This is a genomic window from Aneurinibacillus migulanus (assembly GCF_001274715.1).
Classification (GTDB): Bacteria; Bacillota; Bacilli; order Aneurinibacillales; family Aneurinibacillaceae; genus Aneurinibacillus; species Aneurinibacillus migulanus.
The window spans coordinates 3,746,926-3,759,641 of sequence record NZ_LGUG01000004.1 but is presented as its reverse complement, the minus strand read 5'-3'; the positions used below and the strand labels follow the sequence as shown (position 1 = coordinate 3,759,641).

At 43.2% G+C, this 12,716-nt stretch carries 13 protein-coding genes and 1 pseudogene; 10 read left to right on the top strand and 4 right to left on the bottom strand.

The window, feature by feature from the left end; all coding sequences use genetic code 11:
* Nucleotides 1–24: 24 nt before the first annotated feature.
* Complete coding sequence (locus AF333_RS35830; protein ID WP_235496686.1) at nt 25–381, bottom strand: hypothetical protein; 357 nt, start codon at nt 379–381, stop codon at nt 25–27.
* Nucleotides 382–545: 164 nt separating this feature from the next.
* Here AF333_RS35830 and eat point away from each other — a divergent pair, with 164 nt between their 5' ends.
* The 6 genes from eat to AF333_RS19780 all read left to right on the top strand — a co-directional run bounded on the left by eat (nt 546) and on the right by AF333_RS19780 (nt 7,847).
* Nucleotides 546–1,937 (top strand): ethanolamine permease, encoded by a 1,392-nt coding sequence (gene eat / locus AF333_RS19805; RefSeq protein ID WP_043064739.1) that lies wholly within the window; start codon nt 546–548, stop codon nt 1,935–1,937.
* A gap of 77 nt (nt 1,938–2,014) precedes the next feature.
* Complete coding sequence (locus AF333_RS19800) at nt 2,015–3,292, top strand: class-III pyridoxal-phosphate-dependent aminotransferase (protein WP_043064740.1); 1,278 nt, start codon at nt 2,015–2,017, stop codon at nt 3,290–3,292.
* A gap of 70 nt (nt 3,293–3,362) precedes the next feature.
* Nucleotides 3,363–4,379, top strand: a complete 1,017-nt coding sequence (locus tag AF333_RS19795; RefSeq protein WP_043064741.1) for a phosphotransferase enzyme family protein — start codon at nt 3,363–3,365, stop codon at nt 4,377–4,379.
* Nucleotides 4,380–4,565: 186 nt separating this feature from the next.
* Entirely contained in the window at nt 4,566–5,471 is a 906-nt protein-coding gene (locus AF333_RS19790; protein ID WP_043064742.1) for a DoxX-like family protein, read from the top strand.
* A gap of 13 nt (nt 5,472–5,484) precedes the next feature.
* On the top strand, nt 5,485–6,165 hold the full coding sequence (locus AF333_RS19785) for a DUF4166 domain-containing protein (protein ID WP_043064743.1): 681 nt from the start codon (nt 5,485–5,487) through the stop codon (nt 6,163–6,165).
* A gap of 14 nt (nt 6,166–6,179) precedes the next feature.
* Nucleotides 6,180–7,847, top strand: coding sequence for a YndJ family protein (locus tag AF333_RS19780; protein ID WP_052811859.1), 1,668 nt, complete (start codon nt 6,180–6,182; stop codon nt 7,845–7,847).
* Nucleotides 7,848–7,869: 22 nt separating this feature from the next.
* Here AF333_RS19780 and AF333_RS19775 read toward each other — a convergent pair whose 3' ends face one another.
* On the bottom strand, nt 7,870–8,133 hold the full coding sequence (locus AF333_RS19775) for a hypothetical protein (RefSeq protein ID WP_043064744.1): 264 nt from the start codon (nt 8,131–8,133) through the stop codon (nt 7,870–7,872).
* 839 nt (nt 8,134–8,972) lie between these two features.
* Here AF333_RS19775 and AF333_RS19770 point away from each other — a divergent pair.
* The 3 genes and pseudogenes from AF333_RS19770 to AF333_RS19760 all read left to right on the top strand — a co-directional run.
* A pseudogene (locus AF333_RS19770) lies at nt 8,973–9,246 on the top strand (zinc ribbon domain-containing protein); the annotation flags it as partial.
* A gap of 770 nt (nt 9,247–10,016) precedes the next feature.
* Nucleotides 10,017–10,556 (top strand): peroxiredoxin, encoded by a 540-nt coding sequence (locus AF333_RS19765; protein WP_043064746.1) that lies wholly within the window; start codon nt 10,017–10,019, stop codon nt 10,554–10,556.
* A 19-nt stretch (nt 10,557–10,575) separates the two neighbouring features.
* Nucleotides 10,576–11,034 carry a redoxin domain-containing protein gene (locus AF333_RS19760; RefSeq protein WP_052520654.1) on the top strand — a complete coding sequence of 153 codons (459 nt, stop codon included), beginning with the start codon at nt 10,576–10,578 and terminating at the stop codon, nt 11,032–11,034.
* A 279-nt stretch (nt 11,035–11,313) separates the two neighbouring features.
* Here AF333_RS19760 and AF333_RS19755 read toward each other — a convergent pair whose 3' ends face one another.
* Both AF333_RS19755 and AF333_RS35825 read right to left on the bottom strand, forming a co-directional pair.
* Complete coding sequence (locus AF333_RS19755) at nt 11,314–11,583, bottom strand: YciI family protein (protein ID WP_043064747.1); 270 nt, start codon at nt 11,581–11,583, stop codon at nt 11,314–11,316.
* 36 nt (nt 11,584–11,619) lie between these two features.
* Entirely contained in the window at nt 11,620–11,835 is a 216-nt protein-coding gene (locus tag AF333_RS35825) for a hypothetical protein (RefSeq protein WP_235496684.1), read from the bottom strand.
* Nucleotides 11,836–11,936: 101 nt separating this feature from the next.
* On the opposite strand from AF333_RS35825, the gene AF333_RS19750 reads away from it, so the two are divergent.
* Complete coding sequence (locus AF333_RS19750) at nt 11,937–12,590, top strand: hypothetical protein (protein WP_043064748.1); 654 nt, start codon at nt 11,937–11,939, stop codon at nt 12,588–12,590.
* The last annotated feature ends 126 nt before the right edge of the window (nt 12,591–12,716 follow it).

Genomic DNA, 12,716 nt, shown 5'->3' with positions numbered 1-12,716 from the left:
CTCTCCTTCCAAAATCAAATGAAGTCAGCCTATATTTGATTTTAACACAATATTCGGAAAATTAATAATCGCGTTGTTTTTGTTAGTTATCCTTATCCTTTGTTTGTGTATAGCGTGTATAAAAATCAGAATGTTCCGTTTCTTACAATAAAAAGACAGTAAAGATGATTTATCTTTTGAAGAAAGCCTTTCTATATAAATTACACTTGATATTTTGACAGGGTAGCGTGGTTGGAAGGAGGAAATTCGGAAAAGAGAAGAGGGTGGATGCGCCCTGCGCTCCAGCAAAAGAAAGGCCAGTATGTCTTTTTCCGACCGCTCCCGCCTACCGTCCTTCCTTCTTTTCTTCCCTCTCACCACAAGAATTTTTCGATGTATCAAATCAGATGTATATAGAGAGGGGGGCGGATGAATGATGAACAGCGGAAGGAGGTTGATATATCAAGCAGGATGGATACAGCGTTGCAAGCATGAGTAGTAAAGGGAAAGTACCGCATACGGTAACAACGCCACCATACCGACCACAATCTATAAGGGGGCATCTCATGAGTGAAGGAAAAGAACTCAAAAAGGCACTGACTCCTTTGCATCTCTGGGCCATTGGTGTAGGAATCGTCATCTCAGGAAATTATTTCGGATGGAATTTTGGAATTAATCATTCAGGCTATGTTGGGATGTTAATTGCTACCGGGCTAATGGCCCTCATGTATATGACCATGAGTTTAGGAATTGCTGAATTATCAACCATGATGCCTCATGCAGGCGGGCCGTATGCATTCGCTCGGCGTGCGTTAGGGCCACTCGCAGGATTTCTGACAGGTGTTGGTGTCGTACTAGAATATTTTATTGCTGCACCTGTCATTGCCATTGGAATCGGAGCTTATGTCAGCTTTCTTTTTCCTTCTATTAGTCCTGTACTGGCTGCGGTGGTTCTCTACGCATTTTTTATCGGCGTTCACATCATGGGAATTAAAGAGTACGCCACGATTGAGATGATTATCGTATTTATTGCCCTTAGCCTGCTAGTTCTACTTTATTTTGTAGGTTTACCGGAAATTAAGGCTACCAATTTATTTGGAGAAAATTATGGCCGCCTTATTCCTAATGGGGCATCTGGTATCTGGTCAGCCTTACCGTACGCAATGTGGCTTTTTCTTGCAATTGAAATGCTGCCGATGCTGTCGGAGGAATGTCGGGATGCTAAGAAAGATATGCCTAAAGGATTGATGTCCGGAATGATCACCTTGCTTATTTTATCTGTTTTAACCGTAACTGTGGCGGTTGGTTTAGGCGGTATGGAAACGATGAGCAAAGCCTCCGATCCGCTTCCGGATGCCGTTTCTACGGCTTTTGGAAAAAGCTACTGGCTGGCACAGGTGCTAGCTACTATCGGGCTTTTCGGTTTAATTTCAAGCTTTTCGGGAGTGATACTTGCCTACTCCAGACAAATATTCGCTTTGTCTCGGGCAGGGTATCTGCCAAAGTTTCTGTCCAATTTGCATGAGACCCGGCGTACTCCATATTGGGCGCTTATTGTTCCAGGAATTATCGGATTAATGCTGGTTGCGTTGTTTGATGCGGACAATCTGATTTTGATTTCTACATTCGGCGCTTTAATATCATATATCGCTATGAATGTATCGGTCATTGTGCTTCGTAGAAGGGAACCAAACCTCGAACGTTCATATAAGACCCCTTTGTACCCGTTTACACCGGTGGTTTCAATTATTTTGGCGGTTATCGCGCTATTTTCGAGTTTTTTTACCAACATTACATTTTTCGCGATTAGCCTGGTTATTTTTGTTGTGGCTGTTGTTTACTACTACGCTTGGGCAAGACACCGTATCAATACAGATGCGCCTGAGGAACAATTCGCAAATCCTATACGGGAAATTGGGCAACATGAACGCACAGACGAAGAATCGATTTCGGGTTAGTCATTGCCCCCAACCGAGAAAATGTCTGTTCATATGAAGGATATCATTTGAAAAAAGAATGAGGAGGAAGTGCTCGTATGTTACTTGAAAATGACCGTAATAAGAATACCGTATACGAAAGATCCGTTACATGGTGGAATCCAGCAAAAACAAAGGATTGGAGAGAGAAAGGCGTCGATTTGGTTATTGATAAAAGAGAAGGGTACTATTTGTACGACATAGATGGCAAAAAGCTGATGGATCTGCATCTCAACGGCGGTACGTACAATTTGGGACATAGAAATCCAGAGATTATCCATACGCTTGAAGAAGGACTTGCACATTTTGATATTGGCAATCACCATTTTCCTTCGATTGTCCGGGCGAAGCTTGCAGAGGAATTTTCTAAAGTGACACCGGACGGGTTACGCTATACCATCTATGCGAGCGGAGGAGGAGAAGCAATCGATATTGCGCTAAAGTGTGCGCGTCATGCAACGCAACGGAAGAAAATTATCTCCATTCGGTACGGATATCATGGCCATACCGGACTTGCGGTCGCTTTAGGAAATGAGCGATATTCAAAGCCGTTCTTAAGCGAAGGACATCCTGAAGAGTTCGTGCATGTTCCATTCAATGATATCCATGCGATGGAGCAAGCGCTTGTAAAAGGGGATGCGGCCTGCGTTATTATCGAAACGATTCCAGCAACATACGGATTCCCGATGCCAGAGGAAGGATATTTGAAGCAAGTTAAGAGCCTGTGCGAACAGTACGGTACTCTTTATATTGCAGATGAGGTGCAAACCGGCTTGTTGAGAACCGGTAAAATGTGGGCGATAGAAAATTATGGCATCAATCCTGATATTCTTGTCACCGCTAAAGGACTGAGCGGCGGAATATATCCGATAGCGGCAACAGTGGTAAGTGAGAAGGCAGGTCAGTGGCTATCCGAGGATGGGTTTGCTCATATCTCTACATTTGGCGGATCGGAGTTGGGTTGCCTTGTAGCGTTAAAGGTATTAGAAATTTGCCAGAGACCGGAGATAAACGATAATGCTCATTTTGTCGCAAATTACCTTCGGGAAGGATTGGAAACGATTCAGCATCAATATCCTGATTTCTTTGTGGGCATTCGCCAACTCGGATTGGTGATGGGGCTAGTATTCAATCATCCTGAAGGCGCCAGGTATGTTATGAGCTCACTTTATGAAAATGGAGTATGGGCTATTTATTCGATGCTCGATCCTAGAGTTCTTCAGTTTAAGCCGGGCCTTCTGTGCGATAAGAGCTTTTGCGATGAATTACTGACAAGAATGGAGAGCGGTATACAGCAAGCGAGAAGCTCTATAAAAGCCATTAAAAGTTTTATATAAATCGTCTGTATAAACAGGAATATGGGGGCTTGATATGGTTGTCTACTACTTTTAAATAAGGGGGCTTATTATGCAAAATGCGAAGAAACTTACACAGGAAGAACATATAGTCTTCGCCGATATGTTAGCCAAAAGAGCGTTACAATTATATGATCTTTCCCCTTCTTCATATATTCGGCTGTTAAATTATTCAGAGAATACTACGTTTGCAGTAGTCGATCCGGAGAGAAAGACACGGACAGTTTTACGTATAAATCGTCCTGGTTATCATACAAAGGAAGAATTAGAAGCAGAGCTCATGTGGTTAGAATCTATCATGATTAATTCCCCGATTATTGTTCCGAAGCCGATAGCCGGAAAAAATAAAAAGTTTGTGCAGACACTGAAAAATGATAGATACTCTTACCCGCTTCATTGCGTAATGTTCAGCTTTTTACAGGGGAGCGCGCCGGATGATAAGGATGAAAAGAATTTGATTTTTCAATTTGAGAGGCTGGGGGAAGTGACAGCTCTCTTGCATGAACAAGTAAACAATTGGGAGTATTCGAGAAGTATATGCAGGGCGACATGGGATTATGATACAATGCTTGGCAATCGACCTAGATGGGGACGCTGGCAGGATAGGTATGATGTAACATCGGGACTTGCCCAATTATTTCAGAGAGCATCTGATACGATCTCTTTAAGACTCGGCCGGTTTGGCAAGTCGCCAGAACGATTTGGACTTATTCATGCAGATTTGCGGCTAGCAAATTTGCTGATTGAGGAAAAGAAAATAAAAGTTATCGATTTTGATGATTGCGGATTTGGCTGGTTTCTTTATGATTTAGGAGCGGCGGTAAGCTTTATTGAGCATAAAGAATACGTACCTGATTTAGTAGCGTCGTGGTTGCAAGGATATCGGAAGGTGCGTTCCCTTTCAAAGGAAGAAGAATCCGAGATCCCTACGTTTATTATGCTGCGACGCCTATTGCTGTTGGCTTGGTTAGGGACTCGCCATGATAGTGATACGGCCAAAGAATTTGGAACAGAATTCACTGAAAAAACAGCAGAACTAGCTGAAAAATATTTGCTTACATTCGCTTAGTACTTTTAAAAGATTAATGTACCCTCGCTTATCGGACATAAGCGAGGGTTGTTTTGTGCTCGCCGTTAAACCATACCGAATTCTTGTTAGCTACTGTTAAACCTCTTTTTTCATGTTAATATAAGGAAAAAAGTGAGGCGAAACTGGGTTGTATTTTGAACAATTAGAGCGAGAAGAGGGTACATCATGAAAAGAAAGCCGATATATGTAGAAGCGTTTATCCGATCTGACACGGACGCCTTATGGGAATACACGCAGGATCCGAAGAAGCATGAGCGATGGGACTTGCGTTTTTCGCGCATTGCATACATGCCACGGCCTGATGAAGCATCGCCGCAACGTTTTTTATACGAAACGCAGATCGGGTTTGGACTTTCTATTGCCGGAGAAGGAGAAAGTGTAGGTTCCCATGTGAAAGAAACCGGCGAGAGAACGTCGGCTTTGAAATTCTGGACCGATCAGCCAGTTTCTCTCATAAAAAAAGGAAGCGGATATTGGAAATACATACCCGAAGAAGGGGGGGGCCGTTTCCTTACACAATACGATTATCAGACAAGGTTCGGTATGGCTGGCACATGGTTTGACGCGCTGATTTTTCGTCCATTGATGGGTTGGGCTACTGCCTGGAGCTTTGAGCGTCTACGGTTATGGCTGGAGCAGGGAATGGACCCGAAACTTTCCCTGCTGCGGAGCGTTATACAATGTATTATTGTATGGACGCTTGCTTTCACATGGATATACCAGGGCGCCGTACCAAAGCTACTATATAAGAACCCGGAGGAGTTGGCTCTGTTGAAGGGAACAGGGCTTGTGCCAGAGAATGGGGCTTCTATCGTCTTGACTGGAGCGGGGATGCTTGAAATACTGTTCGGCTTATGTTTTTTCTGGTTATGGAGGAGTAAAGGATTGTTTATATTGAATATTGTTCTCCTGCTCTTTCTTGATGTAGGTGCGTTTCTTGGTAATTCTTCCTTGTTTACGGCTCCGTTTAACCCTGTAACTTTAAGCGTACTTATGATTTCTTTTTCTCTTGTTGCCATATTGAATCAGGGTAGTTTGCCTGACACAAAGCGTTGTATCAGAACAAGGTAAGGAGTCGAATCGGATGAAGTCGATTTACCAAAAGGCGCTGGGCGAAAATTTCAAACGTTTGCATCCGAAGCTACAGGAGAAATTCGGACTGACCAGCACAGGAGGCAGGGCGGCGATTTCTCACGGCATAATGGATGAGATAACAGGGGGGCTTCCCTTTCTCCGTCCGTTGTTCCGGTTAGGGACAGGAAGACGGATGGTGTTTCCTGAACGAGGCCGTAACATTTCTTTTGTGCTGGAGAACTATGCGTACAGAGACTCATATGGTAGGGAATGTATCATATGGGCGCGTACGTTTGACTTTGGAAAAAAGAAGCGACATTTTGATGCTGTTATGGTATATAGCGAACAGAAGGAGAGAATTATCGATTACTTCGGCTCCCATCAGGATTTCGTCTCCGATTTGGAGTTTACGGTACTTGATGACGGAGGACTGCGTATCACCTCAAAAGAGCAACGGTTGTTGCCAGGAGATTTGACGATTCCGTTGCCCGTATTTTTACGTGCGGAAGCGATAGTTACGGAACGGTTTCTTGATGAGACGAATGAATTCTTTATCCACGTTCAGGTCCGAAATCCGATAGTAGGAACGTTGTTTGAATATCAAGGGACATTCCGTACCGAATATGTACATGTGTTACCAGAGGAGATTCCCGATCGCGTTGTACCTGTAAAAGAGCGAAAAAGGGAGTAAAGGGAGAGACACATATGAGAAGAGAAACGAAGGCCCGGTTGCTGGTTGGATTCGTGTTATGGATAGGGAGCCTTGTGCTATTTCCTCTCGGTTATATTGAAAGGTTACTGCTTTTCGCCTTTTTCATTACGGTCCCGCTCGCCTTGTTTGTAGTGGAGCATCCGGGACGGGACGGAGAAACCTCCCGCTTATATCGGATGATAGTGCGTCTGCATCTGCCAATGGCAGTCATCGGTACATTATCGTTCGCATATCCTGCGGGAAAGTTGGCTGGTTTGCTTTCACTCAGCTGGGTGTTGTTTACGTGTCTCATCGGTTTATATGGACTGCTTCGTTTTCTGAAGAGAGGATTCTACTTTCTTGAGGAGTTTTGTATTGATGCCGGGTTGATGTATATGACGCTGGGGGGCTTCTGGTTTGCGGCCCACCGCTTCGGTTTTGATGTCATGAATTTTGGTAGCCTTATTATTCTTTTAACAGCCATTCATTTTCATTATTCTTCGCTGGCTGTTCCGATTTTCACTGGACTGTTAGGTCGCACGATGGAGAAGACGAAGTTGTACCGTTGGATGGCTGCAGGAAATGTTATCAGTCCTTTGCTAATCGCAGTCGGTATTACATATTCGCGTACTGTTGAGTGGCTCGCAGTTATATTTTTTGCCTGCTGCCTACTCGTGTATGTCTACTACACTTTCCGAATGATATGTGTTGAAAAGAAGGGGGGATTTACAAAAGCGAGCTTGGCGCTTTCTTCGCTTTCTCTTTTGCTAACCATGGGATTTGCGGTTAGCTACGGCATTGGAAGAGGATTTGGAATCCAATGGGTTTCTATCCCGACAATGGTGCTTATTCACGGGACAGGGAACACGTTCGGCTTTGTTTTCCTAGGCTTGCTGGCCTGGACCAGTATTCGACCTGAAGCGCGAACCTCTGCTTCTGGTATACCGTATAGCCGACTATATGGACAGTGGAAAATTGGTGCAGAGTTTCTGGAACAAGCCGGGTGGCTAGATACATCTCGCAAGCCTGTCCGTGGTCTAGTTGACGACTTCTCTATGTATGAAAACCGGCAGTTCCAACCGTCCCGCTTACATGTCTGTATCCGGGATTTTTACGAACGGACGCTTACCTATGAGTTAACGGCCAGAGTCAGGTGGCTACGTGGTTTCGCTTTTTTGTCCAGGCTATATAAACCGGTGGCGGAAAAAATCGAGCAGTTGAATCTTCCGTTGAATGATGAAGAAGAGCAAGTGATGGAAGGTACAATCGTTCCGGTGAATAGCGAACGTGATGGGCGGCAGAATGTACGGGCCTGGATACGAAAGGACTGCGTTACCGGGAAAACGATTTTTGTAGCTGCCTATTCGCATCATACGTATGAAGCAGAAACGTACATGAACATCGCCTTGCCGCTGCCCTGCGGAAATATGACCGGTGTGTTGCGCCTCATGCATGATGAGACAGATGGACTCATACTTACCAGTGTACCCGGTAACAGAATAAAAGGGGACGAAGGCATTTACTATGTTTTCCCCTATTTTTTCCTCCGTCTCCCTTTGAACGAGACATTTCATGTTCGGTCCGGTGAGGAAGAAAGCTTATATGCGGACCACCGGATGTGGATATTCGGTATCCCGTTCTTAACTATCTCGTATTGCATCAAACATAAAAAGCCGTCGTAAAAGAAGGGGGAATATACGACGATTATTTAGAACGCATTTTTTTCTGGATTTCATTGATTTGATCCATGCTAATACCATTTTTCAGCAGCAGGGGAATCAATGACAGTGGAGAACGACTTTTTGCGAGTTGTTTGAACTGCTGGGCGTATTTGTTTAGTTCTGCTTCAGTGAAATTCTTTCCGGACGTTCTTCCCGCTTTTCTGATGGCGGCTTTTACGGTCCTCTCATCTGTCCATTTGTCTCTCGGAATGTCTTTCACAATTTTAATAATCGCGTTAATATCCATGCTATATGCACTCCTATACGATAGTGGGATACCATATAGTATGATAGAGGAAAGGGAAAGAAAACGGTACAAGTGTACAAGTTTCGCATTTCTGTATGTTAGAGCATGAGGTGAATTTGATGTTTCAAGTACCGCTCTGGATAATTTAGAGAATAAATAATCTCCAGCATTATATAGTTAATCAATTTCGAAGCTGTAACCAATCCGCCAACAATTCGACACAGCATTGTTAGCGGGTTGGTTTGAATCATTTAATCAGGGGCAAGAAAGGGTAAACTAAAAACGCTCACATAAAAGATTTAATATATCCCTGTCAGTTTGAAGAACTTTCTTTTTCTGTTGAAATAATCAAGAACATAGGTCTTCGATCCTCGTCTTTCATTACTGGGGCATTTGCTTATATGCAGAAAAGAAATTTGGAACATCATATTTGTTTTGTTTCATCAGGTATACATCTCCTATGCGTTAAAATAGCCTCCTAAAATATATGTGTTTTTAATTTTAGAAGGCTATTTTTCTTCTTCTTACCATAAAACTCACCTCTTTAATATTTTTTAATCACTATACCATCATATATCTAACTTTATGAATTAGCTGAGAACACTCGTGATTTTAATCATGGGATGAATCGACTTCGAATAAGGCATGTCTTTCGACAAGTCAATGAGCCGACTCTTCAAGTATCACTTGAAGTAAATGAAAAAGCGTTTGTGTACGAGTACCCAAACCTTTTTGCTCTTTGTAAGCATCTACTCGTTCTAACAACTGCTTTGGAAAACGTAAACGAACTGTTTGCTTGGCGAAATCAAGAGAAGTGAAAGGGCGTATTTTAAATGCAACGATCAGACTACTTGCAAAAAATTTCAACGCATATTGTCAAAAATCACGACATCATTGCGATTGAAGATTTGCAGGTATCGAACATGCTGAAGAATCACAGACGAGCAAAAGCCATTAGCAAAGTGCCTTGGTATCAATTCAGAACCATGCTTGAATACAAAGCGAAATGGTACGGTCGTACTGAAAAATCTTAACCTGCGTGAATGGTGGTGTCCGAGTTGTAAGGCACATCATTATCGGGACATAAACGCAAGTTTGAACATTCGCATATAGATCAAGTTCCGAACAGAGTTTTACACTTAATGGAAGGAAGTTATAAATTTGCCGTAACAGAATTGCAAAGGATGCAAACAATCATGCTCTTGGTGAAGTAGGGATTCCAATAAATATAAGTAATAATCAATGAAATATTAGCCAGTAGTTCAAGAAGCTTTCTTGTTACTACTGGCGCCGGATCGCAGGGCGCATCTAACCTAACTGTGAATGATAGCAAATATTAGGAATGAAACAGTCGTGCCGCTCAGCGGCGCCAAGAATCGTCTGCCCTTTTTCTATTTCTTTACCGTTTAACTGGAAGGAAAAAGTATGTCCATTGAGCAAATCAACTCACAAAGGTTTAATTTGCTAATGTAGTAGTATGTGATGCTATAGAAGCAGAAAATTCAACTGTATTTTACCCCTACTGTATAAATTCAAACGGATAGAGCTGTATTTAAAGAAATTATTTGCGATAACTGTTACATAATAAGAAAAGATATTGACTTGTTTTCATTTCTAAATTATAATCATTTTATGTAAGGGATAATAACTAATAAGAAACAATAACCGGAAAGGGGTTGTCCAATATGAAAATTCATCGCATTGAGGCAAGAAAGCTGATTGAGCTGAAGCGAGAAAAGCGCAGAGAAAGAATGGTGCAGCGACGACACCCGAAACCGGTACGTTAGTATGTGGAAAATTGTGATTTAAGCTTATGTTAACGTCATTTGTTAGCATAAGAACATGGCTGCAAAGCTAATACTATTTCTGGAGGGATTTACAGTATGGCAGAACGTTTAGTAGGTAAGAAAGCACCGGATTTTACGATGGACACAGTACTTGGAAACGGAAAGGAATTCAGCAAAGCATCGCTTGAAGACTATCGTGGAAAATGGTTGATTCTGTTTTTCTATCCGATGGACTTCACATTCGTATGCCCAACCGAGATTACAGCGATAAGCGATGCGCATGAACAATTCGCTGAGCTTGATACCGAGATTCTTGGTGTGTCCACTGACTCCGTGTATACGCATCGTGCATGGATTAATACATCACGTGATGAGAACGGACTTGGAGAGCTTAATTTCCCACTTGCAGCCGATTTGACCCACAAAGTGGCGCGTGACTATGGTATTCTAGTAGAAGAGAAAGGTGTGGCACAGCGCGGTCTGTTCATTATCGATCCGGAAGGCGAATTGAAGTATGAAGTCGTAACGGATGATAACGTAGGACGTTCCGTGGAAGAAACGTTGCGTGTGCTGCAAGCATTGCAGGCAGGCGGCCTGTGTCCGGCTAATTGGAAACCAGGAATGAAAATGCTGTAAAAACGGGAGGACGATTCGTATGCCAATGAGATTGAAAACCCCGATGCCTTCGCTTGACGGAGCAACGGAATGGTTCAACGACGAAGGCTTTAAGCCGGAGGATTTGGCGGGACATCCAGTGCTTATCCACTTCTGGGCGGTATCCTGCCATATCTGCCATGAAGTAATGGATGAAGTCGTATCTTATGTCCACGCATACAAAGATCATGGCCTGAAAGTTGTCGGCATTCATATGCCGAAGCAGGAGAGCGATCTTGATGTCGGGAAAGTTAAAAAAGACATCGAGCAGTACAACATCGTGCAGCCAGTGGCGGTAGATAATACGCACGCCATGACCGATGCATTCGAGAATCAGTTTGTGCCTGCATTCTTCCTGTTCGACAATGAAGGCAAGCTTGTCTACCGGGCTGCCGGGGATAAGGGATTCAAAAACGTCAAACCGAAAATCGAAGACTTATTGGGCATTGCCCAACAATAAGAAGGGGAAGCTGCCGAGTTGTATGTTCGGCAGCTTTTTCTTTTTTCGATATGGCTATGAGACAACGGTAAGGAAATGCTCGACGAACTTGTGGGTGTCAACGCCTGTGCAGACGTTGACAAGCGAAGATAGGGACCGTGCATCCATGGTTGTTTTCCCCAGATGTGGTTCCTCAAGTTCAATACGGAGGCTCATTCGTTCTTTTCTGACGAAAGATGGAAGAGAAGAACGGAAAACAATATCAGCGGCCTCCAGATCGGCGTCTTTTGTCTTTCACGATTATTTAGCGATTAGGCTGCTTTTCCATTCCTTTATCTCGAATATACGGCTTCCTACTTTTGTTACCGGGTCCTGATCTGTGAGATGTTTTGCTTCTTCATAAGATGCTACATGAAAAATAATCAACCCTCCACTCCCATCTGTGAAAGGCCCTTTAGCAAAAATTTTTCCCTCCTCAATAAGATGATTTAAATATTCAATGTGTTCGGTACGAACCATCTTATCTTGTTCTTTATCAACGGTCTTCATAATTGCAGCGTAATATGGCATCATTATGCCTCCATGTTTTATTTATATCATAATACATCACACCTGTTGATTATCCATAAGGTGGAAGAAAGAAGATGCACGCGTCGGCGTCTTTCCTAGTCTTTTTCTCGCAAGAAGGAAGCACCGCCGCTTTGCGGTTCCGTCTGGCCAGGGCAAAAAGCGGCCCTCTACGCTTCCGTGTGGGAGACGAACTGACGCCCGTTTGAGGCACGGTGTGGTGGCTATCCACTCTGGATCGTACTGGATAATCAACACCCTTGATAATACATAAAACTATGACTTGTTCTGAATAATTTAATATTTTAAAATTAATAGAAATAAATAATATTGGCAAACAAGAGGAGAGTTGTACAATGAACATAAAGTCGCCCCATAACCAAACACTGTATGCCTGGGACCTGGACAGGAATCTAGCTGGAAAAAGAAAAGACAATACATTTCTTGAGCAGCATGGTCAAGAATATGCTTATGTTTGGGCTGAAAACGAGCAGGAAGCTCTAGCGCATGCCAAACTGATATATGAACGCCTTTGGGAAGGCACACAGGAAGAGATTTCTTCTATCCGCATCGTAGGAGAATTCCTTATCGAAAAACAAATTGACCATCCTTCCAAATTGAAAGACCATATTGATGTACACTACCAGGGTGTACTAACCCAACAGAAAAACGTCCCTTCTTATATGGTGTATAGAATGGAAGAGGTGGAGGAAATTGTCATGAAATTACGTAATATTGCTATAAATGAACGCTGCTCAAAGGATAAAAAATTCGCTTTCGTTGTCGATCCCTGTACAGTCATGCGCCTGAAGAATCATCCTGCTTTTAAAGATTGCATGCCTGGAAGAGATTTCTTCTACGTGTGGGGGACCGACAAGAAGGAGGCCGAGCAACAGGCGCTTCAATGGATTAACGAAATCAGCCCGGAAGTAATGGGAGAAGCCTGTATTCACATCGTCAGCGAAGTGGACGATTACGGAAAATTCGAGTTATGCGCGTATAGCGTGTAATTTTTTGTCTGAGCGTATCATTTGAAAAACGCGCGAGGCGTGTGCCAAACGTTGCTTGCGCAGCAGAGCTGCATAAGGGCCACAAAGCGGCTGTTTAGCTTCTTTGTGGAAAAAGAACGAGCAGCA

Excerpts from the sequence above, each read along its gene's own strand:
- AF333_RS19785 (WP_043064743.1), top strand. The coding sequence starts at position 5,485 with ATGAAGTCGATTTACCAAAAGGCGCTGGGCGAAAATTTCAAACGTTTG.
- eat (WP_043064739.1), top strand. The coding sequence starts at position 546 with ATGAGTGAAGGAAAAGAACTCAAAAAGGCACTGACTCCTTTGCATCTC.
- AF333_RS19750 (WP_043064748.1), top strand. The coding sequence starts at position 11,937 with ATGAACATAAAGTCGCCCCATAACCAAACACTGTATGCCTGGGACCTG.
- AF333_RS19780 (WP_052811859.1), top strand. The coding sequence starts at position 6,180 with ATGAGAAGAGAAACGAAGGCCCGGTTGCTGGTTGGATTCGTGTTATGG.
- AF333_RS19760 (WP_052520654.1), top strand. The coding sequence starts at position 10,576 with ATGCCAATGAGATTGAAAACCCCGATGCCTTCGCTTGACGGAGCAACG.
- AF333_RS19775 (WP_043064744.1), bottom strand. The coding sequence starts at position 8,133 with ATGGATATTAACGCGATTATTAAAATTGTGAAAGACATTCCGAGAGAC.
- AF333_RS19790 (WP_043064742.1), top strand. The coding sequence starts at position 4,566 with ATGAAAAGAAAGCCGATATATGTAGAAGCGTTTATCCGATCTGACACG.
- AF333_RS19755 (WP_043064747.1), bottom strand. The coding sequence starts at position 11,583 with ATGCCATATTACGCTGCAATTATGAAGACCGTTGATAAAGAACAAGAT.
- AF333_RS19800 (WP_043064740.1), top strand. The coding sequence starts at position 2,015 with ATGTTACTTGAAAATGACCGTAATAAGAATACCGTATACGAAAGATCC.
- AF333_RS19765 (WP_043064746.1), top strand. The coding sequence starts at position 10,017 with ATGGCAGAACGTTTAGTAGGTAAGAAAGCACCGGATTTTACGATGGAC.
- AF333_RS19795 (WP_043064741.1), top strand. The coding sequence starts at position 3,363 with ATGCAAAATGCGAAGAAACTTACACAGGAAGAACATATAGTCTTCGCC.